The 25,657-nt window shown below is 67.6% G+C and carries 22 protein-coding genes and 1 pseudogene; 10 read left to right on the top strand and 13 right to left on the bottom strand.

Annotated features, from left to right (window positions below; all coding sequences use genetic code 11):
- Positions 1-46: 46 nt before the first annotated feature.
- The 8 genes from ccoS to ccoN are packed head-to-tail and all read right to left on the bottom strand — an operon-like array spanning position 47 to position 7,600.
- Positions 47-196 (bottom strand): cbb3-type cytochrome oxidase assembly protein CcoS, encoded by a 150-nt coding sequence (gene ccoS, locus ASC79_RS20645; protein ID WP_082531900.1) that lies wholly within the window; start codon positions 194-196, stop codon positions 47-49.
- Positions 196-2,367, bottom strand: coding sequence for a heavy metal translocating P-type ATPase (locus tag ASC79_RS02460; protein ID WP_056019171.1), 2,172 nt, complete (start codon positions 2,365-2,367; stop codon positions 196-198). Before ASC79_RS02460 ends, ccoS begins: the two co-directional genes overlap by 1 nt.
- On the bottom strand, positions 2,358-2,831 hold the full coding sequence (locus ASC79_RS02455) for a FixH family protein (protein WP_056019168.1): 474 nt from the start codon (positions 2,829-2,831) through the stop codon (positions 2,358-2,360). The genes ASC79_RS02460 and ASC79_RS02455 overlap by 10 nt, the downstream gene beginning before the upstream one ends.
- Complete coding sequence (gene ccoG / locus ASC79_RS02450; RefSeq protein WP_056019165.1) at positions 2,828-4,333, bottom strand: cytochrome c oxidase accessory protein CcoG; 1,506 nt, start codon at positions 4,331-4,333, stop codon at positions 2,828-2,830. The genes ASC79_RS02455 and ccoG overlap by 4 nt, the downstream gene beginning before the upstream one ends.
- A gap of 3 nt (positions 4,334-4,336) precedes the next feature.
- Positions 4,337-5,203, bottom strand: coding sequence for a cytochrome-c oxidase, cbb3-type subunit III (gene ccoP, locus ASC79_RS02445; RefSeq protein WP_056019163.1), 867 nt, complete (start codon positions 5,201-5,203; stop codon positions 4,337-4,339).
- Positions 5,190-5,369, bottom strand: a complete 180-nt coding sequence (locus ASC79_RS02440; protein WP_056019160.1) for a cbb3-type cytochrome c oxidase subunit 3 — start codon at positions 5,367-5,369, stop codon at positions 5,190-5,192. Before ASC79_RS02440 ends, ccoP begins: the two co-directional genes overlap by 14 nt.
- Positions 5,366-6,100 carry a cytochrome-c oxidase, cbb3-type subunit II gene (gene ccoO, locus ASC79_RS02435; protein ID WP_056019157.1) on the bottom strand — a complete coding sequence of 245 codons (735 nt, stop codon included), beginning with the start codon at positions 6,098-6,100 and terminating at the stop codon, positions 5,366-5,368. The genes ASC79_RS02440 and ccoO overlap by 4 nt, the downstream gene beginning before the upstream one ends.
- 15 nt (positions 6,101-6,115) lie before the next feature.
- On the bottom strand, positions 6,116-7,600 hold the full coding sequence (ccoN, locus tag ASC79_RS02430) for a cytochrome-c oxidase, cbb3-type subunit I (protein WP_235528746.1): 1,485 nt from the start codon (positions 7,598-7,600) through the stop codon (positions 6,116-6,118).
- Positions 7,601-7,904: 304 nt separating this feature from the next.
- Between ccoN and ASC79_RS20985 the strand changes: the two genes are divergently transcribed.
- Complete coding sequence (locus ASC79_RS20985) at positions 7,905-8,144, top strand: hypothetical protein (RefSeq protein ID WP_156378305.1); 240 nt, start codon at positions 7,905-7,907, stop codon at positions 8,142-8,144.
- A gap of 47 nt (positions 8,145-8,191) precedes the next feature.
- Here ASC79_RS20985 and ASC79_RS02420 read toward each other — a convergent pair whose 3' ends face one another.
- Positions 8,192-10,960, bottom strand: a complete 2,769-nt coding sequence (locus ASC79_RS02420) for a TonB-dependent siderophore receptor (protein WP_162244246.1) — start codon at positions 10,958-10,960, stop codon at positions 8,192-8,194.
- Between the two features lie 310 nt (positions 10,961-11,270).
- Between ASC79_RS02420 and ASC79_RS02415 the strand changes: the two genes are divergently transcribed.
- From ASC79_RS02415 to ASC79_RS02390, 6 genes are all read left to right on the top strand, one after another.
- Entirely contained in the window at positions 11,271-12,161 is an 891-nt protein-coding gene (locus ASC79_RS02415) for a LysR family transcriptional regulator (RefSeq protein ID WP_056019147.1), read from the top strand.
- Positions 12,162-12,216: 55 nt separating this feature from the next.
- Positions 12,217-13,299: an N-acetyltransferase DgcN gene (gene dgcN / locus ASC79_RS02410; protein WP_235528716.1), complete on the top strand. Its 1,083-nt coding sequence runs from the start codon at positions 12,217-12,219 to the stop codon at positions 13,297-13,299.
- The gene (gene dgcA / locus ASC79_RS02405; protein ID WP_056019144.1) at positions 13,257-14,276 is read left to right on the top strand and encodes an N-acetyl-D-Glu racemase DgcA; all 1,020 of its coding nucleotides are present in this window, start codon (positions 13,257-13,259) and stop codon (positions 14,274-14,276) included. The genes dgcN and dgcA overlap by 43 nt, the downstream gene beginning before the upstream one ends.
- Before the next feature lie 76 nt (positions 14,277-14,352).
- On the top strand, positions 14,353-15,957 hold the full coding sequence (locus tag ASC79_RS02400; protein ID WP_056019142.1) for an amidohydrolase family protein: 1,605 nt from the start codon (positions 14,353-14,355) through the stop codon (positions 15,955-15,957).
- A 94-nt stretch (positions 15,958-16,051) separates the two neighbouring features.
- The gene (locus ASC79_RS02395) at positions 16,052-17,362 is read left to right on the top strand and encodes a dicarboxylate/amino acid:cation symporter (protein WP_056019139.1); all 1,311 of its coding nucleotides are present in this window, start codon (positions 16,052-16,054) and stop codon (positions 17,360-17,362) included.
- Between the two features lie 90 nt (positions 17,363-17,452).
- Positions 17,453-18,208, top strand: a complete 756-nt coding sequence (locus ASC79_RS02390; RefSeq protein WP_056019136.1) for a hypothetical protein — start codon at positions 17,453-17,455, stop codon at positions 18,206-18,208.
- 49 nt (positions 18,209-18,257) lie between these two features.
- On the opposite strand, the pseudogene ftsZ reads toward ASC79_RS02390, so the two are convergent.
- Positions 18,258-19,298, bottom strand: a pseudogene (gene ftsZ, locus ASC79_RS02385) (cell division protein FtsZ); the annotation flags it as partial.
- 168 nt (positions 19,299-19,466) lie between these two features.
- Positions 19,467-20,264, bottom strand: a complete 798-nt coding sequence (gene lpxA / locus ASC79_RS02380; protein ID WP_056019133.1) for an acyl-ACP--UDP-N-acetylglucosamine O-acyltransferase — start codon at positions 20,262-20,264, stop codon at positions 19,467-19,469.
- 106 nt (positions 20,265-20,370) lie between these two features.
- On the opposite strand from lpxA, the gene ASC79_RS02375 reads away from it, so the two are divergent.
- Together ASC79_RS02375 and ASC79_RS02370 are read left to right on the top strand one after the other, a co-directional pair.
- Entirely contained in the window at positions 20,371-21,273 is a 903-nt protein-coding gene (locus tag ASC79_RS02375) for a class I SAM-dependent methyltransferase (RefSeq protein WP_056019130.1), read from the top strand.
- Positions 21,270-22,007 carry a 16S rRNA pseudouridine(516) synthase gene (locus ASC79_RS02370; RefSeq protein ID WP_056019128.1) on the top strand — a complete coding sequence of 246 codons (738 nt, stop codon included), beginning with the start codon at positions 21,270-21,272 and terminating at the stop codon, positions 22,005-22,007. Before ASC79_RS02375 ends, ASC79_RS02370 begins: the two co-directional genes overlap by 4 nt.
- A gap of 4 nt (positions 22,008-22,011) precedes the next feature.
- Here the strand turns inward: ASC79_RS02370 and ASC79_RS02365 are convergent, their stop codons facing one another.
- Positions 22,012-22,623: a pyridoxamine 5'-phosphate oxidase family protein gene (locus tag ASC79_RS02365; RefSeq protein WP_056019125.1), complete on the bottom strand. Its 612-nt coding sequence runs from the start codon at positions 22,621-22,623 to the stop codon at positions 22,012-22,014.
- A gap of 122 nt (positions 22,624-22,745) precedes the next feature.
- Between ASC79_RS02365 and ASC79_RS02360 the strand changes: the two genes are divergently transcribed.
- Positions 22,746-24,173, top strand: coding sequence for a CoA transferase (locus ASC79_RS02360; RefSeq protein ID WP_056019121.1), 1,428 nt, complete (start codon positions 22,746-22,748; stop codon positions 24,171-24,173).
- On the opposite strand, the gene ASC79_RS02355 is transcribed toward ASC79_RS02360, so the two are convergent.
- On the bottom strand, positions 24,170-25,603 hold the full coding sequence (locus tag ASC79_RS02355) for an MFS transporter (protein WP_056019118.1): 1,434 nt from the start codon (positions 25,601-25,603) through the stop codon (positions 24,170-24,172). The genes ASC79_RS02360 and ASC79_RS02355 overlap by 4 nt on opposite strands.
- Between the last annotated feature and the right edge of the window lie 54 nt (positions 25,604-25,657).

Genomic DNA, 25,657 nt, shown 5'->3' with positions numbered 1-25,657 from the left:
TTGGCGCCCTTGTCGCCCGCCCGGCCAGGCTGCGCCGTGATATCCGTCAATCAGGACGGTCCTGGTCCACCAGGATGCGTGAAGCATCGCCCATCGGGTCCTCGTACTGGCCGCTGCGCAGCGTCCACCAGAATGCGCCAAGGCCGACCAGGGCAAGGGCCACGGAGGCCGGGGCCAGGAACATCAGGATAGCCATCAGCGTCTCCCCACCCCGGTTCGCAGGGCGTTCAAGGTTACGACCAGCGACGACCCGGACATCGCCAGCGCGGCGACAAACGGATTGACGAGACCGATCATCGCGGCGGGCGCGGCGACCATGTTGTAGAGCGCCGCGAACGAGAAGTTCTCCAGCGCCCGGCTGCGGGCGGATCGCGCGACGTCCAGGGCTTCGACTACGGCCGCCAGCTTCTCGCCCGAGAATACGAGGTCGGCCGCGTTCTGGCTGGCGTCCAGCGCCGTGCCCGGGGCCATGGCGGCGTGCGCGCCCGCCAGGGCCGCGGCGTCGTTGAGCCCGTCCCCGACCATCAGCACCTTGCGCCCCTGCGCCGTCCGCTCAGCCATCAGCCGCGCCTTGTCGGCTGGCGCAAGGCTGGCGCGCCAATCGGCGACCCCGGCGGACTCGGCGGCCCGACCTACGGCGCCCGGGATGTCTCCGGACAGGATCTCGACGCTCAGTCCGCGGGCCTTCAGCGCGGCGATGGTCTGCGCGGCGTCGGCCCGCAGTTGGTCGGCGAAGACAAACCGGACCTTCGTGTCGCCTTCGATCCCGAACCACAGCTCGGTCTCGCTGGCCGGCACCCCGGCGACGCCGACGAACGCGGCCCGGCCCAACCTGGCGCGGCGCCCGCCGATGACGCCCTCGACGCCCTGCCCGGCCGTCTCGACGATGTCGTCGGCCAGCAAGGTCGGCCCCGCATGCGCCGCCAACGCCTTCGACAGCGGATGGGCGGAGGCCTTGGCCAGCGGAGCGGCCATGGCGATCGCCGCCGGAACCGGATCGATCAACTGGGGACGGCCCTCGGTGAGCACGCCGGTCTTGTCGAAGACGACATGATCGACCTCGGCCAACCGCTCCAAGGCCGCACCGGATTTCACAAGCACGCCGCGCCGGAAGAGCCGGGCCGACGCCGTGACCTGGACCGCAGGCACCGCCAGGCCCAGGGCGCAGGGGCAGGTAATGATGAGCACGGCGACGGCCCGCAGCAGCGCCTCGCGCGGGCCAAGGCCGAGCCCCCAGCCCCCGACAAAGGTCAAGGCGGCGGCCGTGTGCACGACCGGCACGTAGAGCGCCGCCGCCTTGTCAGCCAGCCGAACGTACTTGGAGCGTGATTGAGTCCCGGCCTCAACAAGGCGCGCGATCGCAGCGACGGCCGAGTCTTCAGACCGCGCGGTCGCGCGCAGGCGCAGAACGCCGCCGAGGTTCATCGCCCCGGCCTGGCACGGCTCGCCGGGGACGACCCGCGCCGGTGTCGTCTCGCCGGTGAGCAGGGAGTTATCGAGCTCGGAGACCCCGGCGGTGATGACCGCGTCGACAGGGATCCGCTCGCCAGGACGGACGATCAACAGATCGCCGCTCGCGATCTCGCTCAACGGAATGCGTCGCTCAGTCCCGTCCTCGGCGAGGAGTGTGGCGGCGGGCGCCTGCATGGCCAGCAGATCGGCGGCGGCGCTACGGGCGCTGGCGCGCAGGCGATGGTCGAGCCAACGGCCGATGAGCAGCAGGAACAGCAGCGAAACGGCGGCGTCGAAATAGGCGTCGCGTCCTCGCAGCACCGTTTCGACGAACGAGATCGCCAGGGTCAGGATGACGCCGATCGAGATCGGCACGTCCATGTTGGCGCGCCCCGAACGCAGCGAACGCCAGGCCGACTCGAAGAACGGCATGCCGGCATAGACAGCGCACGGCGCCCCGATCACGGCGCTGAGCCACATCATCATGGTGCGCGTCGCCGGCCCGAGCTCCTGCCCGAACAGACCCGCCCAGATCGGCACCGAGAACATCATCGCGTTGCCGGCCCCGAAGGCGGCGACGCCCAGGGCCAAGGTCAGCCGCCGTCCCTCTGCGTCACGCGCAGCGGCGGCTTTGCCGGGATCATAGAGCGTGGCTGGGTAGCCCAGCCGGTCGAGACGTTCGAGCACCAGACTGGGGTCCCCCGCCCCGGCCGCGAAGCCGACCGAGAGCTTGCCCGTCGTGAGATTGAGCCGGGCCGACTCCACGGCCGGGAGGGTCCGCACCTCGCGCTCGATCTTAGACAGGCAAGCGGCGCAGCGGGCGCCCTTGACGAGCAGTTCGATGGAACGGCCTCCGCCCTCTGTGGGGCGAAGGAAGGCAGAGAAGTCCTGCCGATCTGAGGCGGTCAGGGCCATGTCAGTCGGCGCTCCGCTTGGAAGACCTGCCCTTGAGACTGGACGTGGACGTCCCAGGTTCCCGCTTCGGGCTTGGCGGGAGCAAGGTAGCGGCCGGGGGCGGCCTCCTCGAAGGTCAGGGCGAATTCGCCCGCCTCGGTCGCCGGTCGACGCAGCAGACCGGTCAAGTTGAGGCCCGGGACGGGGCGCCCGTCTGCGTCGGCGATCTCGATGACCACGCCGCCTTCGCCGGGCGCGGCGGTGGCGCTCCAGCCCAGAGCGGCCTGGCTGCGGCGCTGGGCGACGGCGCGGTTGTAGGTCAGGCCGTCCTCGTACGGGGTGACCGAGACCTGACCCGGATGCGAGCGATAGGCCAGCACCAGGAACAGGGAGTCGACCGCGATCACCACGCCAAAGAAGGCGACCACAGAGATCAGGACGTGCCAGCCGGTGACACGAAACGGCTTGGTTGCGCGGGCGGTCATGGCGCGTTCGCAGCTCCTGACAGGAAGGTGGTCTTGACGCGGATCTCGTCGCCGGGCGTGGCGACAACGAAGGCGGCCGCGAGGTTGGTGGCGGAGATCGCATCGGGCGGCAGGGTCACGAAGATCCGCACGGCCCGCACTTCGTTGGCGGGCACCTCGACCTGGAGAATGTCTCGGCTGCCTCGGTCGCCTGGCGTCTTCAGGATCGCGCCGGCGGGCCCGTCGAAGGCGACGGTGTAGGTCTGGGCTTGGAAGGTGCGGTTGGCGATCTTGATCGTGTAGCCATTGCGCACCGCGCCGTCGTGCAGACGCACGAAGACCGGGTTGCGGTCGTGTAAGACATGGAGGTCCATGGTCGGGCGGATGCTGAGTCCCCAGGCCATAAGGCCGCCAACGATCGCCAAGGCGACCGCGTAGAAGACCGTGCGCGAGCGGATCAGGCGGTAAACACCGGGCTTACCCGCTGCGCGCGCCTCGACGGCGGCGTCGGTGTCGTAGGCGATCAGACCGATCGGACGCTCGACCTTGAGCATGATCTCGTCGCAGGCGTCGATGCAGAGGCCGCAGTTGATGCACTCGAGCTGCGCGCCGTCGCGGATGTCGATGCCCATCGGACAGGCGGTGACGCACTGGTTGCAGTCGACGCAGTCGCCGCGGCCTTCCCAGCCAGCGCTCTTCTTGTGGGCGCCGCGCGGCTCGCCGCGGTCGTAGCGATAGGTGACCTGCAGCGAGTTGGTGTCGAGCATCGCGCCCTGGATCCGCGGCCAGGGGCACATGTAGATGCAGACCTGCTCGCGCATGGTTCCGGCGAACACATAGGTGGTGAAGGTCAGCAGGACGCAGAAGACGTAGCCGGTGACCGGCCCCTGCCCGATCCAGAAGTCCCGCAGCAGGCTCGGCGCGTCGTGGAAGTAGAAGATCCAGGCGCCGCCGGTGGCGAAGGCGATGCCAAGCCAGACCGCGTGCTTGCCGACCTTGCGCCAGGCCTTGTTGAGCGACCACGGGGCCGCGTCCAGACGCATGCGCGCGTTTCGATCACCTTCGAACAGCCGCTCGACATAGATGAAAAGGTCGGTCCAGACCGTCTGCGGACAGGCATAGCCGCACCAGAGCCGGCCGAAGAGCGCCGTGACCAGGAACAGCGCCAGCGCAGAGGCCACCAGCAAGCCAGTGATGAAATGCACCTCCTGCGGCCAGAGCTGGATGTCGAAGAAATAGAACCGGCGGCCGGCGAAATCGACCAGCACGGCCTGATCGGGCAGGACGCCAGGGCGGTCCCAACGGATCCAGGGGGTGATGTAGTAGATCGCGAGGGTGACGATCATCACCGCCCACTTGATCGCCCGCCAGCGGCCGTGGACCAGCTTGGGATAGATCGGCGCGCGCGGCTTGTAGAGACCGCCGCCCGGATCTGCGCTCTTGCGAGCCCGGGCGGCGGCCGAGACGGGACCCGCTTCATGCTTGGGGGCCGAAGCACGGGTCCTGTCTATGACGACGGTCATGGCCTATTGGCCTCCGGCGTTGGCGTGGATGTAGACCGCCAGCGCTTTCAGGGTTTCGGGATCGAAGCGGTTCTTCCAGCTGGGCATCACCCCGGCGCGGCCGTTCCAGATCTGCGCGTGGATGTCCGCGCGTGTGGAACCGTAGAGCCACTCCTGGTCGGTCAGGTTCGGAGCGCCCTGCTTCTGGTCGCCAACCCCGGCCGGGCCATGGCAGGCCACGCACTGGGCCTGGTACACCGGCTCGGCCCGGCGCACGGCGGCGGCGTTGGCGGGGCGTCCCGACAGCGCCACGACGTACTCAGTCAGGTCCGAGATCTCGACGGCGCTCAGCATCTGATCCCGACCGAAGGCCGGCATCTGCGAGAAGCGCGTCTGCGGATGGTCGGCGCGGATCCCCACCTCGATGGTGCGGTGGATGTCCTCCAAAGAGCCGCCCCATAGCCACACGTCGTCGCGCAGATTGGCGTAGCCCTTGGCCCCTACCCCGCCCGTGCCGTGGCATGTCGCGCAGTTGTCGCCGAACACAGACTGGCCGACGGCTTGGGCGTAAGCCTGCAGCTCAGGATCACGCTCGATCTCCTCCAGGCTCGCGGTCTTTAGCCGTGCGGCCTGAGCGCCGCGGACGGTCTTCAGATCGTTCAGAGCGACGGCGACGTCGGCCCGGTCGGATTGCCCGAGAATCCCTTGCGTGTAGCTGCGCGCGCCCGGCCAGGCCGGCATGAGGACCCAATATACGATCGCCACCACGACGCCGGCCCAGAACATGTAGAGCCACCAGCGCGGCAGCGGGTTGTCCAGTTCGCGGATGCCGTCCCACTCGTGTCCCGTGGTCTCGACGCCCGTCACCTCGTCGGCTTCACGCTTGGACATCGGGGTCCTCATCATCTTGCAGGGGAAGGCTGGCGAGGCGCTGGAACGCCTCGCGGTTGCGCGGCCAGAGGGCGTAGAGCACGCCGCCCGCGAAGATCAGACCGAAGTAGATGAGGCCGCCCTGCTGGGCGAACCTCGCCACGGTTTCGTAGGTGAGATCGCTCATCGCCGGTTCTCCGGCGCCTGGGCCTGGTAGGTGCTGAAGTCGACGAGCGTGCCGAGCATCTGCAGGTAGGCGATCAGGGCGTCCATCTCGGACAGCCGCTCGGGCTCGCCGTCGAAGTCCCGCTGCAGGACCTTGCCGCCGTAGCGGGCCTGGAACTTGGTCGGGGCCGCGAAGGGATCGGCCTGGGTTTCCAGGTCGTCCTTGGCGTTGTCGATCATGTCCTGGGTGTAGGGCACGCCGACCTTGGTCATCGCGCGGATCTTGTCCTGGATGTCGCGGTAGTCGAGCGCCTTCTCCGCGAGGAAGGCGTAGGGCGGCATGACCGATTCCGGCACGACCGAACGCGGATCGACCAGGTGGTCCTTGTGCCAGCCGTCGGAGTACTTGCCGCCGACGCGGGCCAGGTCTGGTCCGGTCCGCTTGGAGCCCCACTGGAACGGGTGGTCGTACATGCTCTCGGCCGCGAGGCTGTAGTGGCCGTAGCGTTCGACCTCGTCGCGCAGCGGGCGGACCATCTGCGAGTGGCAGGTGTAGCAGCCCTCGCGGATGTAGATGTCGCGTCCGGCCAGCTCGAGCGGGGTGTAGGGGCGCACCCCTTCGACCTCCTCGACCGTGCTCTCGAGCCAGAAGAGCGGCGCGATCTCGACGATGCCGCCGATGGAGACGACGATCAGGATCGCGATGACCAGCGGCAGGGAATGCCGCTCCAGCTTGGTGTGATGCTTCCACATGTTGGAGGTCTCGCCTTACTGCGCCGCGACGAGCGCGGGGGCGGGACCGCTCAGGCTCTGGGCGCTGGGCGCAGAGCTGGGCATGCGGATCGTACGCCACAGGTTGTAGGACATGATCACCGCGCCGGCGAGGAACATGGCTCCGCCCAGGGTGCGGATGACGTTCTCGATGTGCTTGGCGGCGACGGTCTCGACGAAGGAGTTCGCGAGGAAGCCTTGGGGCGTGTACTCGCGCCACATGAGGCCTTCCATGATCCCGGAAACCCACATCGCGCAGATGTAGAGAAGGATCCCCAGGGTCGCGATCCAGAAGTGCCACTCGGCCAGCTTCAGGGAGTAGAGGCCGTCCTTCTTCCACAGCCACGGCACCATGCAGTAGACGGCGCCGAAGGTGATGAAGCCGACCCAGCCGAGCGCGCCGGAGTGCACGTGGCCGATAGTCCAGTCGGTGTAGTGGCTGAGCGCGTTGACCTCGCGGATCGACATCAGCGGGCCTTCGAAGGTGGCCATGCCGTAGAAGGCGATCGCGACGGCCATCATGCGGATGACCGGGTCGGTGCGCAGCTTGTCCCAGGCCCCCGAGAGGGTCATGAGGCCGTTGATCATCCCACCCCAGGACGGCATCCACAGCATGATCGAGAAGGTCATGCCGAGCGTCTGCGCCCACTGCGGCAGGGCCGTGTAGTGGAGGTGGTGGGGCCCCGCCCAGATGTAGATGAAGATCAGCGACCAGAAGTGGACGATGGACAGGCGGTACGAATAGACCGGCCGCTCCGCGCGCTTGGGCACGAAGTAGTACATCATCGCCAGGAAGCCGGCGGTCAGGAAGAAGCCGACCGCGTTGTGGCCGTACCACCACTGCAGAAGCGCGTCCTGGACGCCGCCGAACAACGAGTAGCTGCGGCTGTTCAGGGGGCCGACGGGCACGGCCAGATTGTTGACGATGTGCAGCAGCGCGATGGTGACGATGAAGGCCAGGTAGAACCAGTTGGCCACGTAGATGTGCGGCTCTTTGCGCTTCCAGAGCGTGCCAAGAAAGACCAGCAGGTAGGCGACCCAGACGAGGGTCAGCCACAGGTCCACCAGCCATTCCGGCTCGGCGTATTCCTTGGACTGGGTGATGCCGGCCACGTAGCCGACCGCGGCCAGCACGATGAAGAGCTGGTAGCCCCAGAAAACGAACCAGGGCCAGACGCCGCCGGCCAGGCGCGCGCGGCAGGTCCGCTGCACGACGTAGAAGGACGTGGCGATCAGCGCGTTGCCGCCAAAGGCGAAGATCACGCCGGAGGTGTGGAGCGGCCGCAGACGACCGAAGTTCAGCCAGCCGTGCTCCGGGAAGTAGAGCAGGTCCGGCCAGGACAGCTGGGCGGCGATGAACACGCCCGCCGTCATGCCGACGATCGCCCAGAACATGGTGGCGATCACCCCTGCCCTGACCACGCCGTCTGCGTATCGATCGGGCCGCGAGCGCAGCCGGCCGGAGTTGATGGCGATCGTCATGACCGACAGCGCGATCAGGAACGCGATCAGGAAGATCCAGCCCTGGAGCCGGAACAACGGATCTTCTGTGAAGGCGGTGGCGAGGAGCGCGGCGAACGCGCAGATCCCCGTGGTGATGAACAGGAGGACCGCGTCGCGCGGCGCTCCGCTCTGTGGAGCCGGCAAGCTAGTCATGGTCCCCCAAGCGAGTCACGGTGACAACACGAGGGAGATGGCCGGGCCTGGCCGGCGCGGCATTGATTTCGGTCAAGGCGCCGCTGTGGCGGCCAGCTCTTATGGGCTCCAGCTATCGAATGAGGACGTCATGACACAGTCGGACCTGATCACCGCGGCCGGAGCGGCCATGCTCGTCGGCGCGGCCCTGAGCGCCGAGATGGCCTGGCTGGCCGCGCGCGGCGTGGCCAATCTAGGCGTCCTATGCGGTTCGGCCGGACAGCCGCACTGTCCCTGGCTGATCGCGGCAGCGGTATTGCTCGCCTCGGGGGCGGCGACCCTGATCGCCGGGCGGCGGCGCGCAAAGCCCGCCGCCGTTCCGAGCCGTTGACACAGCGCCGGCCTGACCACGCTTGGTCAGGCCGGCGTTCATTGTCCTTAGTAGGTGAAGCGCAGGCCGACCGTGAAACGACGGCCGACAATGTCGTGCGCCGCGCCTGAGTTGGGGCTGCCGAAGATGAAGGTGTTCGGCGAGACCGGCGGATCGACGTCGAACAGGTTGCTGATCACGCCGAAGGCTTCGAGCGAACGATCGCCGTCTTCCTTGATCTTCCAGGCGCCTGAGACCGTGGTCACGAACTGGCTGTCCACGTGGGCGTCGTCATACGTCTGCTCGACGTCATAGAGGCCCTCGCCGATGTAGCGGCCTTGGAGATAGCCCTTGAACGGACCGTTCTCGTAGGAGGCGCTCGCCGTCCAGCGCCAATGCGGGCGGTTGTTGCCAACCTCGCCGGCGGTGTCGAGCGAGGTCATCCCGTCATTGGTCACGTACCGATCGAGATAGCTGGCCAGGAAGCGAAGCGTCAGGTCGCCGCCCACGCTCTCGAAGATGTTCGAGAGCGGCGTGGCGTAGCTAACCTCGGTGTCGATACCGCGGACCTGGATGCTGGACAGGTTGATGAAGGTCCGCATCACCTCGTTCAGGGAGCCGTCCGGATTGCGCGTGATGTACTGGCAGAGATCGGCGGCCCCAGCGGCGCAGCGGGTGACGATGCTCTGGCCGGTCAGGGTCGAGATCGCGCCCTGCAGGTCGATGTCGTAGTAGTCGACCGACAGACGCAGCCGCGGGGCGAAGGTCGGCTCGTAGACGACGCCGGCGGTGAAGGTGTCGGCCTCTTCCGGCTGCAGCGCCAGATTGCCCTGCTGGGGCGAGCGCACGGTGGACTGACGGCCGGTCACCGGGTCAGTGATCGACGAGAAGGTCAGGACGTACGACGAGTACAGCTCCGAGAGGTTCGGGGCCCGGATGTCGCGCGAGCGGGTGACGCGGAACTTCAGGCCGTCGAACGGTTCGTAGGTCGCCCCGGCCTTCCAGGTCCAGACGGTGCCGCTGGTCGAGTAGTTGGTCGCGCGGACAGCGCCGTTGAAATCCAGCGACTGGGCGAACGCCATGTCCTTGGCGAGCGGGATGACCGTTTCGACAAAGGCCTCCTGGACGTCGTAGGAGCCTTTCATCGCCTTCGGATTTCCGATCGAGAACAGGCTGGCCTGCGCCATGGCGTCGACCTCCTGCTCGACCGAGTCCTTGCGATACTCGATGCCGGTGGCGATCGAGACCGGGCCGGCCCAGGTGGAGAACGGTTCGCCCGACAGGCTGGCGGCGGCGGCTTGCTGTTCGATGTGAGCCAGCAGGTGCTGGCTGCCGGTGACGTAGTCGATCGCCGCGGCCGAGGGCGAGCCGTCACCGAACAGGTTGATCGGCACGCAGCCGTTGCCGGGGCTGGTCAGGGTCGAGCGGCAGACGACCTGGTTGGTGGCCGGGTTGACCACGGCGTCCAGGGCGTTGGTGAAGTTGGCCGCGATGCGGTTGTTGAAGATCCGGGCCGCATAGCGGTTCTTGCCGTACTGGTAGTAGGCGTCCCAGTTCCAGCCGTCGCCGAAGTCGCCCTTCAGGCCGACCACCACGCGCGCGGTGGCGTTCTTGTTGTCGACGACGTTGAAGGCGATGTCGCGGTTGAAGCGGCCCATGCGGAAGGTGGAGATGCCGTTGGCGTCCATCAGCGCGCCCACGTTCGTCGGCAGGAACGCGTTGTCGCGGCGGATGGTCAGGGTTCCGAGGTCATACGACGTCGACAGGTTGAAGGTCGTCTCGGCGTAGGCGACCGAGGCCTCCATGAACGCCTCGACGTTGTCTGTGACGTCGTAGGTCGTGCGGGTGAACAGGTTGGCGCGGGTCAGCGGGGTCATCAGGTTGATGATGTCGCCCGGATAGAGGCCGTCGCCGTCAGTGTGGTACTGCGTGCCCAGGTTGCTGCCATAGCGGAACGGTGCGGTGACGCCGCCCGACAGGAACTGCAGGCCCTTCAGCGGGCCGTCGGTGATCAGGCCGCCCAGGGTCGCGACGGAAGCGGTGACGTTCGGCACGAGCAGGTTCTGCGGCTGACCATTGCCCGCGCGGTAGGCCGGGTTGGCGATGACCTGCTGGTGCTCGCGGAACCAGTCGCGATCGGCGCCGACGCCCTTCATGTCGACGAACTCGGAAGCCGCCATGAAGTGACCGCGGCCGCCTGCAAACCTGAAGCCCCCAGCCAAGGCGGCGTTGAATTCCTCATTGTCCTTGTACTGGCTGGTGCTGCCCTGCACCTGGCCTTCGAGGCCCTCCAGGTCGTCGCGGAAGATCAGGTTGACCACGCCGGCCACGGCGTCAGAACCCCAGGCGGCGGACGCGCCGCCGGTGACAACCTCGACGCGGCCCAGCAGCGCGGCCGGAATGACATTGATGTCGACCAGACCGCTGGCGGTCGTCGGAACGTGCCGGCGACCGTCGACAAGCAGGAGGGTGCGGTTGGCGCCCAGATCGCGCAGGTTCAGAAAGTTCGCCCCGGCGTTCTGCGAGCTGTGCGAGGTGGTCGACGGCGTGGTGCCGCCGCCGAACGTCGGCAGGGTGTTGAGCATGTCGGCGACGTTGGTCGCGGCGACGGCCTGCAGGTTCTCGGTGCCGACGACGGTCGTCGGGGTGGGCGCGTCGAAGCCGGAGCGGTTCACCCGGCTGGCGGTGACGACCAGTTCCTCGACCTCCTGCTGGGCGAGCGCCGGGCTCGCCTGCAGCATGCAGGCCATGGCCAGTCCGCTGGCGCCAGCCAAAGCGGTCTTGCGCAGTCGTCCGCCGGCCGCAGTGCGGCCGTTCATGTTCGTCGTGTTTCGCATGGTCCCCTCGTCGATGCCCGTCATGCGAACGGCGCTTGCTGCCGTCCGTCGTGTTTATCGACGCGGACCTTTGGTCGCCGACCTGCCGACGCCAATGTCGAAGGCTTCTTCAGCCCATAACCACGGGCCATGGGTGGAGCCTGCAAGCAGGTCCGACTAGCTCGCGACACATGCCCCCTGTGGCGGCGGGAAATGATCGGGTATTCCGCAGACGCATGAATTCGACGCAGCGCCGCGAGTACGGCGTTGCGCTTTGCAGCGTGCCTGGCGTTGAGGGGGAATGGTTATGGTCTCAGTTCCGGGTTCTTCGATGAACCTGCGCCACATCGAAGTGTTTCACGCGGTCTACCAGTCCGGCTCGGTCAGCGCCGCGTCCCGCGCCCTCAACGTCTCCCAGCCGTCGGTCAGCAAGGTGCTCAAGCACGCAGAGAGCCGGATCGGCTTTCGACTGTTCCGCCTGGTGAAGGGGCGCCTGGTGCCTACGGATGAGGCGCACACGCTCTTCCGCGAGGTCGACGACATCTACGGCCGGATCGAGTCGCTACGGCAGACGACGCGCAATCTGCGCGCCGGCGGCGACGGGCACATCCGCCTGGCGGTGCTTCCGTCCCTTGGCCTGGGCGTCGCACCGGCCGCGGTAGCGCGCTTTCGCCAGCAGCGGCCCAATGTTTCCTTCGATATTCACACGCTGCACAACGACGACATCCTGAAGGCGCTCTATGAGCGCAACAGCGATCTGGCCGTCGCCTATGACACGCCGCGACACCCGAGGCTGGCCGATGTCCGCATCGGGTCCGGCGAGCTGGTGCTGCTCTATCGGAAGGACGAGATCCCCGACGCCCCCGAGCGCCTGAGCCTCGACGCCGTGCGCGGCCGCGACCTGATCAGCCTGGCCGGCAGCGGCCCGGTGGGCGCCCTCTTCGCCAGCGAGGTCGTGCCGGACGATCCGGGCCACAGCGAACGCATTTTCGTCCAGACCTACTATGTCGCCGCCGCTCTCGTGCGGCACGGCGCCGGGGTCGCGGTCGTCGATGAATTCACGGCGCGGGCAAGCCTCAGTCCGGAGCTGGATTTCCGCCCATTGACCCCGCAGGTGACCTTCGGCGTCCATTGCATCTACTTGGAGGATCGGCCGCCCTCGCGTCCGGCGCGCGACTTTATCGGCGTGCTTCAGCAGACCCTGGCCGAGCGCAACACATAACCGGCGGCTATATCGCAGCGTCCTCTTTGACCTATCGCTGAGGCCGCCGGACGACATGATCCAGCCCGCCAGGCGCGCCCTGGCTGGTCTGGAGCTGTTGATGATCCCCTCCCCGTTTCTCCTCTATCTTGGCGACTCTCAGGACGAGTTGTCGGTGAAGACATCGCGCGGCGTCGCGGTCTGGCGTCCGCAGGCGTGCGTGGGGGAATTCCGCGGCCCCAAGTGCAATCAAACCCTGGGCCTGCCCCACCTGACCTTCGAGGACGCCAAGGCCAAGGGGGCGAAGACCGTGATCATCGGCGTGGCCAACGCCGGCGGGATCATGGGGCCATCCATCGTGGCCGACGTGGTCGCCGCCCTGCGCGCTGGCCTGAACGTCGCCTCCGGGCTTCATGACCGGCTGACCAACCACCCTGAGATCGTCGATGCGGCCAAGGCCGGGGGCCTGGAGCTGTTCGACGTCCGCGAACCGCCCGCGAACATTCCAGTAGGCAACGGCCGTCCGCGCGATGGCCTGCGGCTGCTGACGGTCGGCACCGACTGCTCTGTCGGCAAGATGTACACGACCCTGGCGTTGGAGCGGGAGATGCAGGCTCGCGGCCTCAAGGCCGACTTCCGCGCGACGGGCCAGACCGGCATCTTCATCGCTCAGTCGGGCGTGCCGATCGACGCGGTGATCGCCGACTTCATATCGGGCGCCGCCGAGCAGATCTCTCCGGCGCGCCACGACGGCGGCTGGGACTTGCTGGAAGGTCAGGGTTCGCTGTTCCACCCCTCCTACGCCGGGGTCTCGCTGGGCCTGCTGCACGGCGCCCAGGCTGACGCCCTGGTGATCTGCCATCAGCCGGGCCGCGAGAGCATGCGCGGCTTGCCAGGGCGGGCCCTGCCCGACCTCAAGACGTGCCTGGAAGCCAACCTGGCCGCCGCCCGCCTGACCAGCCCCGACGTGATCGCGGTCGGCGTCGCCCTCAACACCTCCGGCATGGCGCCTGAAGCCGCCCAGCGCGCCTGCGCCGAGGCCAGCGACCTGCTTGGACTGCCCGCCCAGGACCCGGTGTCCATGGGCGTCAACCTCATCGTCGACAGGCTTATCTCATGCTTCGAACCTTCCAAGCTCGCCGTGAGCACTGGCCGCTAGCTTCGCCCTTCCGCATCTCACGGGGGGTGAAGACGGCCGCCGACGTGATCGCCGTGGAGATCGGGCATGAGGGCCACGTCGGTAACGGCGAGGCCGTGCCCTATGCTCGATATGGCGAAACCCCGGATAGCGTACTGGATCAGGTCGAAGCGGTCGCCGAGGCCGTCCGCGGCGGCATGACCCGTATCGAACTGATGCGGGCCCTGCCGCCCGGCGCGGCGCGGAACGCCATCGATTGCGCGCTCTGGGACCTGGAAGCCAAGCTCTCGGGCCGCACGGTCGCCGAACTGCTGCATCAGGCCGAGCCGGCCCCGGTGACCATCGCCCTGACGGTCAGCCTCGACGAACCCGAAGCCATGGCCCGCGCGGCGCGCGCCATGAACGGCGCGCCCGTCATCAAGGTGAAGGTCGACGCGGACACGCCGGAGGCCTGCCTTCGCGCCGTCCGCGCGGCTGCGCCGGACGCCCAGCTTATCGTTGATCCCAACGAGGGCTGGTCGTTCGAGCTGCTGCGCGACATCCAGCCGGTGCTGGAGGAGCTGAAGGTGGCGCTGGTCGAGCAACCGCTGCCGGCGGACGAAGATCACCGATTGACCGGATTCAACCCGACCATCCCGATCTGTGCCGATGAATCGTGCCACGTCGCCGCCGATCTGGACGAACTGGCCGGACGCTATCAGGTGGTCAACATCAAGCTGGACAAGACAGGGGGGCTGACCGAAGCCCTCGACCTGCTCGCGGCGGCGCGGTCCCGAGGATTCGGCGTGATGATCGGCTGCATGGTCTCAAGCTCACGTTCCATCGCCCCGGCCCTGCTGCTGGCGGCCGACGCCGAGTTCGTCGATCTGGACGGCCCCTTGTGGCTCAAGGCCGATCATCCCGGCGGCGTGCGCCTGGAAGGCGGGAAGCTGGCCCCGGCCGCGCCGGGGTTCTGGGGGACGCCATGCCCGCAGGCTATGACTGCGCCAAGCGTCTGACGCTAGGCGCGGCCCAGCCTGGGGACGAGAGTTGCTGACGGCGCCTTGGGCGTCCGTTTTTGGGGGAGAAGCTTTGATGATGACGTCCAAGAAGATCGCCGTGGCCGGGGCGAGCGCCCTGGCGCTCTCAGCCAGCGCGCTTGGCATGGCCCACGCCCAGCAAGGGCAGAAGGTCGACGTGCTCATCAAGGGCGGAACCGTCTATGACGGCGGGGCCGGCGCCGGGGTCACGGCGGACGTCGCCGTGAGCGATGGCGAGATCGTCTTCGTGGGCGACGCGGCCAAGGCGAAGATCACCGCCGCGACCGCGATCGACGCCAAGGGCAAGATCGTCGCGCCGGGCTTCATCGACCCGCACACGCACTACTTCGAGGACCTATCGTCGACTGACGCCGGCATGCGCCGCAACCTGGCCGCCGCCATGCAGGGCGTGACGACGGTTTTCGTCGGCAGCGACGGCCGCGCCGCCCCGGAAATCAAGGACACCTTCGGCAAGCTCGAGCAAAACGGCATCGGCACCAACGTCGCGACCTATGTCGGGTTCGGCACGCTACGCCAGCGCGTGCTGGGCGATTCCGACCGCGCGCCGAACGCCGCCGAACTGGACCAGATGAAGGGCATGGTGGCCAAGGCCATGTGCGAGGGCGCACTCGGTCTATCGACCGGCCTGTTCTATCCGCCGCAAAGCTACGCCAAGACCGACGAGGTCATCGCTCTGGCCAAGGAAGCGGCCAAGCGCGGCGGGACCTACGACTCCCACATCCGCGACGAGTCCTCGTACACGATCGGCCTGAAAGGCGCGGTCCAGGAAGTCTTCGACATCGGCACGGGCGCGGACATTCCGGTCCACATCGGCCACATCAAGGCTCTCGGCGTCGACGTCCACGGCCAGGCCGGCGACATCATCAAGATGGTCGAGGCGGCGCAGGCCTCTGGCCTGAAGGTCACTGCCGACCAGTATCCGTGGGCGGCGTCCGGCACCGGACTCTCCGCCGCGCTGCTGCCCCGCTGGGCGCAGGTTGATGGCGAGGCTGCGACCCTGAAGCGCCTGGCCGACCCGAGCCTCGGGCCGAAGATCCGCACTGAGATGACGGAAAACATGCGTCGCCGCGGCGGGGCAGACTCGCTGCTGCTGACCCGCACGCGGGTGCAGGAGGCGCAGGGCAAGACCCTCGCCGAGATCGCCAAGATCTGGAATGTTGACCCGATCGAGGCCGCGGTCCGCATTCTCCAGCAGGGCGGCGCGGGCGTGGCTTCGTTCAACCAGAGCGAAGCCGACATCAAGGCCTTCATGCGCCAGCCGTGGGTGATGACCTCGTCCGATGGGTCGGAGGGCCATCCGCGCAAGTACGCCAGCTTCGCCGAGAAGTACGCCAAGTACGTCAAGACCGAGAAGACGGTCAGCATGACCGACTTCGTCCATCGCAGCACCGGCCTGACCGCCGACACCTTCGGCCTGACGGGGCGCGGCTATCTGAAGCCCGGCTATCACGCCGACATCGTCGTCCTCGACCCGGCGACCTACGCTCCCAAGGCGACCTATGTGCAGCCTGAACTGTTGTCCGTCGGCGCCGAACAGGTGCTGGTGAACGGCAAGTTCGTCGTGCGCGACGGCAAGCCGACCGACGCCCTGCCCGGCAAGGGCGTGCTGCGCACGCCGACGGCTGGCTCCTGCAACTGATCCGACATGCGGCGTCGTGGGCTATCCCGCGACGCCGCAGCGCCTCTATCGTCGGCCGCGGCGGCCATAACGCGCCGCAGTTTGGGAATGCTCCATGGCGACTGAACAAGACGCCCGCACCGATCCGGCGCCGAAGGCGCGCGGCGCTGGCGGTTTCATCCGCCGCTCCTGGTTCGACGTCGTGCTGTGGAAGCGGATCCTTGTCGCGCTGGTCCTCGGGACCATCGTCGGCCTGGCCCTTGGCGAGAACTCCGTCCAGTTGAAGTGGATGGGCGACGTCTTCATCCGCCTGATCCGCATGGTGGTCGCGCCGCTGGTGTTCTTCTCCATCGTCTCCGGCATCGCCAGCATGGGCGATCCCAAGCGGCTGGGGGCCATCGGCTCGAAGACCCTGGCGCTCTACCTGACCCTCACCGTCATCGCCGTCAGCGTCGGGATGACTATGGGCGTGATCTTCCAGCCCGGCGTCGGCATGGAGTTCACCAGCGCCGTCCCGGCCCAGATCGCCAAGGCGCCGCCCAGCCTGGGCGAGCACCTGATCAGCATCATCCCGACCAATCCGATCGCCGCCCTGGCCGAGGGCAATGTACAGTCGGTGATCTTCTTCGGGATCCTCGTCGGTCTCAGCATCCTGACCATCGCGCCCCGCGCCGAGCCGGTCGGGCGCCTCTTCCAGATGGGCGCCGACATCATGCTGCAGATCGTGCGCTTCGTGATGGAAGTGGCGCCGTTCGGGGTGTTCGCGCTGGTCGCCTGGGTGATGGGCACGGCCGGCCCAAGCGCCTTCGTGCACGTCCTGAAGCTTGCGGCGGCCCTGGTGCTGGGCTGCGCCTTCCAGACGCTGATCATCCACGGCGGGCTGGTGCGCCTCATCGCGCGTCTCCCGGTGCTGCCGTTCTTCCGCGACATCACCGACGTCGTGGCCATCGCCTTCTCCACCTCGTCGAGCGCCGCGACGCTGCCGGTCGCCATGCGCGTGGCCGAAAAGAACCTGGGCGTAAGCCATGCAGTGACCTCGACGGCGATGCCGCTGGGCGTGACGCTGAGCATGGACGGCACCGCCCTCTACGTGGCGCTGCTGGCGGTCCTGTCGGCTCAGGCGTTCGGTATCGACCTGCACTTCTCGCAGTATGTGATGCTGGCCCTGGCGACCACGATCGTCGCGCTGGGCACCGCGCCGGTTCCTTCGGCGTCGCTGTTCATGCTGGCCGCCGTCCTGCAGGTGATCGGCCTGGGCGCCGAGCAGACAGCCCTGGTGGTCGGCTTCATCCTGCCCTTCGATCGCCTGCTCGACATGACCCGTACGATCACCAGCGCCACCAGCGATCTCTCCACCGCGGTTACGGTCGCCAAGTGGGAAGGTGAACTTGATGAAGAGGTCTATCTGAGGAAGCCAACGGAGTAGGGCTTTCGAGCGGCTCCCCTAGGGTCTTTCCCCTACAGCAATGCCAAGGCTGATCACCCAATCTCCGGACAGGTTTGTCAGGAGAAGCCCATGCGTGGGATCGGGGTTTGCACGGTCGCTCTGCTGTCCATGGTCACGCCGGTGGCCGCCCATGCGGAAGATGACTGGCGGATTTCAATCACGCCGTATGTCTGGGTCGCTTTTCCGCAGGGCGACATCACCGCTGTGTCCAATCGGGGCGGCGGCGGCCTTGATCCCGACGTGAACGCCAGCTTCGACGATGTCGGGCTCTCAGGAGCCTTCACCGGGTCGGTGGACGTGAGCTACGGGCGCTTCGGCCTTCTGGCTGACTTGACCTACTACGAGATCACGGCGGACAAGGACATCGCCCTGGGGCCGCTGCCCGACGTTGAAGGCGAGCTGGAAATCTCGGGGACAAAGGGCGTCATCGCCGCCTATTGGCGCGCATACGAGACTGAAGCCTCGTCCGTCGACCTGCTCGCCGGGGCGCACTACCTGGGCGTCGACGCCGATGTCTCGGCAAGCACCGTGAACCGCTCGGTCTCCTTCAGCGCCGAGGACGACATGTGGGACCCGATGGTCGGGGTCCGCGGAAAGACCCTTCTAAGCGAACATTTCGGCGTGACCGGGATCGCCACCTATGGCGGCTTCGGGGTGTCGTCCGACCATCTCTATGAACTACAGGGCTACCTGTCCTATCGCTTCAACGACACCATCACCGCCACAGCCGGGTATCGCTTCTATTCGACCAAGTGGGACGGCGATCGGCTGATCTACGACGCCTCGTTCAGCGGGCCGCTGGTCGGGCTGACCTTCACGTTCTGATCGCCGCCGTCCCGCGTCACCAGAAGCGGCGCGGGGTCGACGAGGCCCCCGAGGGGTCCTGGGTCGCCGAGGGAGCCTGCGTCGGCGCGCTCGCCGGCGCCGCTTCGCCGCCATTGACCATGTTCATGCCCGTCGCAACGACCGAAACCCGCAGCCTGCCCTCAAGCGACGGATCGAAGGCCGCGCCAAAGATGATGTTGCCGTCGGGATCCACCTGGTCGGAAATGACGTTCGCCGCCTCGTCGACCTCCAGCAGGGTCATGTCGGTGCCGCCGGTCACGTTGATCAGGACGGCCTTGGCGCCCGCCAGCGAGGTCTCGTCCAGCAGCGGGTTCTGGATCGCGTTCTGAGCCGCAACCGCGGCGCGATCGGCGCCGACGGCTTCGCCCGTGCCCATCATCGCGTTGCCCATCCCGCCCATGACGCTGAGCACGTCGGCGAAGTCGAGGTTGATCAGGCCCGGAAGCACCATCAGGTCGGTGATCGAGCGCACGCCCGAATGCAGCACCTGGTCAGCCATCCCGAAGGCCTCGGCGAAGGTCGTCTGCTCGGTGGCCACGCGGAACAGGTTCTGGTTCGGCACGATGATCGAGGTGTCGACGTACTGCTGCAGCTCCTGCAGGCCGGCTTCGGCCAGGCGCATGCGATGGCGGCCCTCGAAGCGGAAGGGCTTGGAGACCACGCCGACCGTAAGGATGCCGCGCTCACGGGCGCAGCGGGCCACGAACGGCGCGGCGCCCGTGCCGGTGCCCCCGCCCATTCCGGCGGTGATGAAGACCATGTCCGCACCATCGAGGTAACGGATGATGTCCTCGGCCGACTCTTCAGCAGCACTCAGCCCGGCGTTCGGATTGGCGCCCGCGCCCAGGCCTTGCGTCACGCGCACGCCGAGCTGGATCCGCTGGCTGGCCAGCGATAGCGACAGCTGCTGGGCGTCGGTGTTGGCCACGACGAAGTCGACGCCCTCGAGGCCCGACTCGATCATGTTGTTGACCGCGTTGACGCCCGCGCCGCCCACACCGAACACGACGATCCGGGGCTTCAATTGGCTGACCGCCGGGCGCGTTCCGTTCGGGGGTGACACTGACATGTTGGCAAAACTCCTCGTACGTCCCTGCCGTGACCGCCGGCGATTCCACAATCAAGCGCGGAGCAGTTCCACAGGAATGTGGTGCAAACCGGACTCGAGCCCCCGGGCACGGAGACACGACTTGACCCATTGCGGCACAAACAGCAAGCGGGGGCGTGTTGTGACGCTTTAGGCCGCTGCCGGAAGATGTCGACGTGGCGTGGCGATCACGCCCCGAACGCTGTCGCGCATGAACGCCAGCAGGCGAACGGTGCGATCGTCGGACGGCTCCAAGGCCTCGGCGGCGGCCATGCGTTCAGCGAGCCCGCCCTGCCCGTGGAACAAGGTCCGGAAGGTGCGCTTGAGACGGCCGACGTCCTGCGCGCCAAGACCCGCCCGTCGAAGTCCCACGGCGTTCAACGACACCAGCTTCGCCCGGTCGCCCTGTACGAGGCAGTAGGGGGCCACGTCCTGGGTCACGATGGCGCCGCCGGCGACGAAGGCGAGCTCGCCGATCCGGACGTGCTGATGCACCGCGCAAAGTCCGCTGAGCTGGGCCCGGTCTCCGATCACGACATGGCCGCCGAGCGTCGCGCCGTTGGCCATGACGATATCGTCGCCCAGCACGCAGTCGTGGGCGACATGCGCGGTCGCCATGAACAGGCCCCGCGAGCCGATCGTGGTCACCGCCTCTCCGCCCGCATGGACCGTGACGAACTCACGGAACACGTTGTCATCGCCGATGATCAGGCGCCCGACATCCCCTGCCCGGCCAGTGATCTGCGGGCTGCCTCCAATCGAACATGAAGCGTGGAAGCGGTTGCCCGCGCCGATGCTCGTGTTTCCGTCGAGCACGGCATGCGGTCCCACGACATTGCCTGGCCCCAGTTGGACGTGAGGGCCGATAACGGCGTACGGACCGACTTCGCAGGTCGGATGGATCTGGGCGCCGGGCGCGACAACGGCTGTCGGATGGATGCTGAGCATGCCAAGAGACGTGGACCCGCCGCGCCCGGCCGCCAACTCAACTTCGGTGTCCGATTGCGACGGGCTAAAGATGCCGCCTTAAGATTCGCCGCCCCGGAACCTGCCCTTGCCCGCCGCCGTCTATGGAAGCCCGCCCCTCGACGTCATCGAGACGCCCAAGGGCGCCGCGCAGCTTTCGCCGCTGTTCCCCGGATCGACGGACATCGCGAGCCTGGCCGAAGCCAGCCTGGACGAGATCGCGTTGCTGGTCCCCGGCGGCGCGGTGGAGGCGCGGTATCTCTTGGCGCAGGCGCTGCGCGTGCTCCGGCCCGGCGGCACGCTGGCTGCCGCTGCGCCGAAGGATCGTGGCGGCCTGCGTCTGAAAAAGACGCTTACGGCGTTCGGCTGCGAGGTCGCCGAGACATCGCGGCGGCATCACCGCATCTGCGAGGTTGAACGGCCCTCCACCGCCCTGGAGCTCACCGGCGCCTTGCTGGAAGGCGCGCCGCGCATCCTGCCGGTTGGGCTGTGGTCGCAGCCCGGGGTGTTCAGCTGGGATCGGCTGGATCCGGGCAGCGATCTCCTCCTCAAGAATCTGCCTCAGCTTACCGGCGCGGGCGCGGACTTCGGCTGCGGAGTCGGCTGGCTGTCGCGAGCGGTGTTGACCTCGGCCGACGTGACGGCGCTGACCCTGATCGATCTGGATCGACGAGCGGTCGACTGTGCGAGACATAACGTGGTCGACACGCGCGCCGCGTTCGTCTGGGCCGACGTGCGGACCGCCGCCAAAGAACTTTCGGGTCTGGATTTCGTGGTCATGAACCCTCCCTTCCACGATGGAGGGCAAGAGGACCGCATGCTGGGCCAGGCCTTCATCCGCGCGGCGGCGACCGCGCTGCGGCCGGGCGGCAGCCTGTGGCTCACCGCCAACCGCCACCTGCCCTACGAGGCCGCGCTGAACGAGGCGTTCAAGGCCGTGAAGCCCATCGCCGACGGCGGCGGCTACAAGATCTATGAGGCCCGGCGATGAGCAAGACTCCGACCATGAGGCTGGACCGACTGCTCTCCAACCTGGGCTATGGCAGCCGCAAGGAGATGCATGGTCTGGTCGCCGCCCGCGAGATCGTCCTGGATGGCGTCGCGCTGACCGACGCCGGCGCACGGATCGCCATCGGCGCGGACCTTCCCCAGCGGATGCAGGTCATGGGCAAGCCGGTCGACCCGCCTCCGCCGATGGTGGTGATGATGCACAAGCCGCTGGGCGTCGTCTGCTCCCACAAGGAGTACGGCGACAGGATCTATGACCTGCTGCCGCCGCGCTGGCGGGTTCGCGACCCGGCGCTGTCCAGCGTCGGCCGGTTGGACAAGGAGACGTCCGGCCTGCTGCTGATCACTGACAATGGCGACTTCCTGCACCGGGTGATCTCGCCTCGCCGTCACGTGCAGAAGAGCTACATCGCCGACCTCGATCGCCCTCTGGAAGGCCATGAAGGCGAGATCTTCGGCGCCGGGACCATGATGCTCGAGGGCGAAGAAAAGCCGTTGCTGCCGGCGATCCTGGAACCGCTCGGCGAGCGCCGGGCCCGGCTGTTGATTGAAGAAGGCCGCTACCATCAGGTCCGCCGGATGTTCGCGGCGGTCGGCAATCACGTGAACGGCCTGCACCGCGACCGGATCGGAGGGCTGAGCCTGCCTGACGACCTTGAGGCCGGGGACTTCCGCGTCCTACCTGCCGACATCGCCGAGCAGGTGTTCGCGGCCTGAGCCTTCACCACATGGTTTGGGCGGCCCGCTCAGGCCATTCCTCGTCATAGGCGCGGCCGCCGACCCGGGCCTCCGACATCTCGGCCAGGATGTCGCCGGGCGTCGGCAAGGTCGTCGGATCGACAAAGCGCTCGGGGTTCCAGAGCTCGGAGCGGACGACTGCGCGAGCGCACTGGAAATAGACGCGCTCGACCTTGATCACGATCACCGACCGAGGCGCCTGGCCCTTCACGGCGAACGAACTGAGCAGCTCCGGCTCGATCGAAAGATGAGCCTGCCCATACATCCGCATGATGGTGCCCGATCCAGGGATCAGGAACATCAGCGCCACACGCGGATCGCGAACGATATTGCGCAGCGAGTCGCAGCGATTGTTGCCGCGACGGTCGGGCATCATCACCGTCCGCTCATCGACGATCCGGACCGCACAGCCCGCGTCGCCCCGGGGCGAGCAATCGAGTCCCTCTGGCCCCGCCGTGGCCAGGGCGACAAACGGGGACGCCTCGATCAACGTCCGGTACTGCGGCGTGATCCAGTCGGCTTCCTTGACGGTCGAGCTCTCGCCGGGAACGCCATAGAGCGCCTCCAATTGGTCGGTCGTGCTGATGACGTTCATCGACTCTCCCCTGTCGCTGGCCCTTCGTGCCGCCAACCTAGCCCAAACCAGGCGCTTCTCGCGACCAGATCGGTTGCGGACGCCGCCGCGCCGCCTCTATGGATTCGGCAGGAGGCGTCCTCATGACCCCGGCTGACCGCGCGTTCGATCAACTGATGCATCTGGCTGGGCGGCCAAGACCCGCTTTCGTCTCCATCGCCGACGAACCGGCGGCGATGAACACCCGCTTCCACGCCGAGGCGGCGGCCGCCGCCACGCTGGCCGCGATCGGAACGCTGGCCGCCGATCTCTGGACCATGCGGACCAGACAGAGCCAGGAGGTCGCCGTGTCGCCGCGCGAAGCCGGCGCCGCGCTCGTGAGCTTCGCCCTGCAGGTCTTCGAGGACCCCGCCCGCGCCCCGCCGCTCCGTCCCGACGACGCCGGCGGCGGCGGACGCGGCACCCCCGCAATGGGCTTCTTTGAGACCAAGGACGGCCGGCACGTCTTCCTTCACCCGAGCTTTCCCAGCAGCGCGGCCAAACTCCACAAGCTGCTCGGTTCGCCTGCCGATGCAGCGGCGGTCGCGGCGACGGCCAAGACCTGGACAGCCATGGATCTGGAGAACGCCATCGCGGAGGCGGGCGTCTGCGGCGCGATGGCGCGTACAGCCGAGGAGTGGGACCAGTCCGAACAGGGCCGCATCCTCGCCGCGCGTCCTCTTGTCGAGGTCGTGAAGATCGCCGATGGCCCACCGATGCCTTTGCCGGCCTCTGGCGACACGCCTCTGTCCGGCGTCCGCACCCTCGACCTGACTCGCGTCCTGGCTGGACCGACCTGCGGGCGGACCTTGGCTCAGCATGGCGCGGACGTGCTCTACATCGCCTCGCCGAACCTCCCGGCGACGGAGTTCTTCATCAGCGATGTCGGACACGGCAAGCTTTCGGCCTGGCTCGATCTGACGGACCCGGCGCAACTGGCCCGGCTCAAGGAACTGGTCGCCGAGGCGGACGTGTTCAGCCAGGGCTACAGGCTTGGCTCACTGGAGCGAATGGGTCTTGGCCCTCTCGACCTTGCGAGGCTTCGACCGGGCATCGTCTACACCTCTATCAACGCGTACGGCCATGAAGGGCGCTGGGCCAACCGGCCGGGTTGGGAGCAGCTGGCGCAGACGGCGACCGGCATGGCGGACATCCACGGCGCGACTTTCGGGGGCTCGGGACCAAGGCTGCAACCAGCCGCCGTCGCGGACTACACGACCGGCTTCCTGGCGGCATTCGGGACCATGATCGCGCTGGAGCGGCGCGCCCGATATGGCGGCAGCTACCTCGTGCGGGTCTCGCTCGCACAGACCGCGATGTGGCTACGCGCCCTGGGGCTGAAGTCCATGGGCGAGTTGGGCGCGGTGCAGCCGGCGTCACCCGCCGAGATCGACGGCTGGCGGATCGGCTCCCCCTCGGGCTTTGGTCCGGTCAGGCACCTGCGGCCGGCGGTGCGGATGTCCGCCACGCCGGCGCGTTGGAGCCGGCCGACGACGCCGCTAGGCGCTCATGCGGCCGCCTGGCCTGCCTAAGGCGCGTCGTCGATGATCGAAAGCGGCGGGGACACCTCCTCCAGCGGCTTGCGCTCTGCGGCGACGCCCAGGAAGAGCTCGACGACCGCGGCGCTCAGCATGAGCCCTCCGCCCAGCATGTAGCCCCACATGATCTGGTCACGTGCCCCGCTGTCGATCAGCGCGCCGAACAAGGCAGGACCGCCGACGCCGCCCAGCAGGGTCCCAAAGGCGTAGAACAGCGAGATGGTGACCGCGCGCGTCTCCAGCGGGAAGCTTTCGCCGACAGTCAGATAGGCCGCGCTTGCCCCAGCCGAGGCGAAGAAGAAGATCACCGTCCAGGCGGCTGTCTGCGTGGTGGCTGTCAGCATGCCCTGGGCGAACATCCACCCGGTTATGCAGAGCAAGGCCCCAGCCACGCCGTAGGTCAGCGCGATCATCGGCTTACGCCCGACGCTGTCGAAGAAGTGCCCGAGCAGCAGCGGCCCCAGGAAGTTCCCGGCTGCGAACGGCAGGATGAACCAGCCGATCGATGCTGCCGGAACCTCGTAGAACTTGGTCAGGATCAGCGCGTAGGTGAAGAAGATCGCGTTGTAGCAGAAGGCCTGGGTCGCCATCAGCACGAGCCCCAGTACAGTGCGCTTCGGGTGGCGAACGATCAGCGAGCGGGCGATGTCCAGCCACGAAGTCCGCATCGGACGCAGGCGCAAGGTGGGCAATTCGTCGGTCGGCCCAAGCGGGCGTCCCGTGTCGCGTTCCACCGCCGCCTCGATCGTCTCGACGACCGCCAGCGCCTGCTCAGGATGACCATGGGTCATGAGCCACCGCGGACTCTCGGGAATGTAGCGGCGGATGTAGATGACGATGAGGGCCAGCAGGCCGCCGATGATGAAGGCCAGGCGCCAGCCCCACTCCTGATCGACCAGCGCGGGATCCAGGACGATCAGCGACCCCATCGCGCCCAGCGCCGCACCGAGCCAGAAGCTGCCGTTGATGGCGAGATCGGTGTAGCCCCGCCGCCGAGCGGGAATCAGCTCCTGGATCGCCGAATTCACTGCGCCGTACTCGCCCCCGATCCCTGCCCCGGTCAGAAACCGAAACAGCAGGAACGACCAGAAGTCCCAGGCGAAGCCCGTGGCGATGGTGGCGAGCAGATAGACGGCGACCGTGATGGTGAAGAGCCGTCGCCGACCGAAGGTGTCCGTGAGGCGCCCAAACACCAGCGCTCCCAGGACGGCGCCGAGAATGTAGGCGCTGCCCGACAAACCGATCTGGGTGGTCGTGAGGCCAAGGCCTTCGGAAATCGCGGGGGAGAGCGAGCCCACCAGGGTCACTTCGAGACCGTCAAGGATCCAGGTGATCCCCAGCGCCGCTACCACCAGCCAGTGGAAGCGGCTCCACGGAAGCCGGTCGAGCCGGGCTGGGACATTGGTGGTGAAACTCTCGGCCATGCGCCCTTCCCCCTAGGTTTGGCGTAAGTGAGCGACAACGCGACGGCGCCGCTT

The organism is Phenylobacterium sp. Root1290 (assembly GCF_001425305.1).
Lineage (GTDB): Bacteria > Pseudomonadota > Alphaproteobacteria > Caulobacterales > Caulobacteraceae > Phenylobacterium.
The sequence above is the reverse complement of the archived record's forward strand: the minus strand, read 5'-3'. Positions and strand labels throughout refer to the sequence as shown.

Bases quoted from the DNA above. Each gene is read 5' to 3' on its own strand.
- ccoS (WP_082531900.1), bottom strand. From the start codon at position 196: ATGGCTATCCTGATGTTCCTGGCCCCGGCCTCCGTGGCCCTTGCCCTG.
- ASC79_RS02460 (WP_056019171.1), bottom strand. From the start codon at position 2,367: ATGGCCCTGACCGCCTCAGATCGGCAGGACTTCTCTGCCTTCCTTCGC.
- ASC79_RS02455 (WP_056019168.1), bottom strand. From the start codon at position 2,831: ATGACCGCCCGCGCAACCAAGCCGTTTCGTGTCACCGGCTGGCACGTC.
- ccoG (WP_056019165.1), bottom strand. From the start codon at position 4,333: ATGACCGTCGTCATAGACAGGACCCGTGCTTCGGCCCCCAAGCATGAA.
- ccoP (WP_056019163.1), bottom strand. From the start codon at position 5,203: ATGTCCAAGCGTGAAGCCGACGAGGTGACGGGCGTCGAGACCACGGGA.
- ASC79_RS02440 (WP_056019160.1), bottom strand. From the start codon at position 5,369: ATGAGCGATCTCACCTACGAAACCGTGGCGAGGTTCGCCCAGCAGGGC.
- ccoO (WP_056019157.1), bottom strand. From the start codon at position 6,100: ATGTGGAAGCATCACACCAAGCTGGAGCGGCATTCCCTGCCGCTGGTC.
- ccoN (WP_235528746.1), bottom strand. From the start codon at position 7,600: ATGACGATCGCCATCAACTCCGGCCGGCTGCGCTCGCGGCCCGATCGA.
- ASC79_RS20985 (WP_156378305.1), top strand. From the start codon at position 7,905: ATGACACAGTCGGACCTGATCACCGCGGCCGGAGCGGCCATGCTCGTC.
- ASC79_RS02420 (WP_162244246.1), bottom strand. From the start codon at position 10,960: ATGCGAAACACGACGAACATGAACGGCCGCACTGCGGCCGGCGGACGA.
- ASC79_RS02415 (WP_056019147.1), top strand. From the start codon at position 11,271: ATGAACCTGCGCCACATCGAAGTGTTTCACGCGGTCTACCAGTCCGGC.
- dgcN (WP_235528716.1), top strand. From the start codon at position 12,217: ATGATCCAGCCCGCCAGGCGCGCCCTGGCTGGTCTGGAGCTGTTGATG.
- dgcA (WP_056019144.1), top strand. From the start codon at position 13,257: ATGCTTCGAACCTTCCAAGCTCGCCGTGAGCACTGGCCGCTAGCTTCG.
- ASC79_RS02400 (WP_056019142.1), top strand. From the start codon at position 14,353: ATGATGACGTCCAAGAAGATCGCCGTGGCCGGGGCGAGCGCCCTGGCG.
- ASC79_RS02395 (WP_056019139.1), top strand. From the start codon at position 16,052: ATGGCGACTGAACAAGACGCCCGCACCGATCCGGCGCCGAAGGCGCGC.
- ASC79_RS02390 (WP_056019136.1), top strand. From the start codon at position 17,453: ATGCGTGGGATCGGGGTTTGCACGGTCGCTCTGCTGTCCATGGTCACG.
- lpxA (WP_056019133.1), bottom strand. From the start codon at position 20,264: ATGCTCAGCATCCATCCGACAGCCGTTGTCGCGCCCGGCGCCCAGATC.
- ASC79_RS02370 (WP_056019128.1), top strand. From the start codon at position 21,270: ATGAGCAAGACTCCGACCATGAGGCTGGACCGACTGCTCTCCAACCTG.
- ASC79_RS02365 (WP_056019125.1), bottom strand. From the start codon at position 22,623: ATGAACGTCATCAGCACGACCGACCAATTGGAGGCGCTCTATGGCGTT.
- ASC79_RS02360 (WP_056019121.1), top strand. From the start codon at position 22,746: ATGACCCCGGCTGACCGCGCGTTCGATCAACTGATGCATCTGGCTGGG.
- ASC79_RS02355 (WP_056019118.1), bottom strand. From the start codon at position 25,603: ATGGCCGAGAGTTTCACCACCAATGTCCCAGCCCGGCTCGACCGGCTT.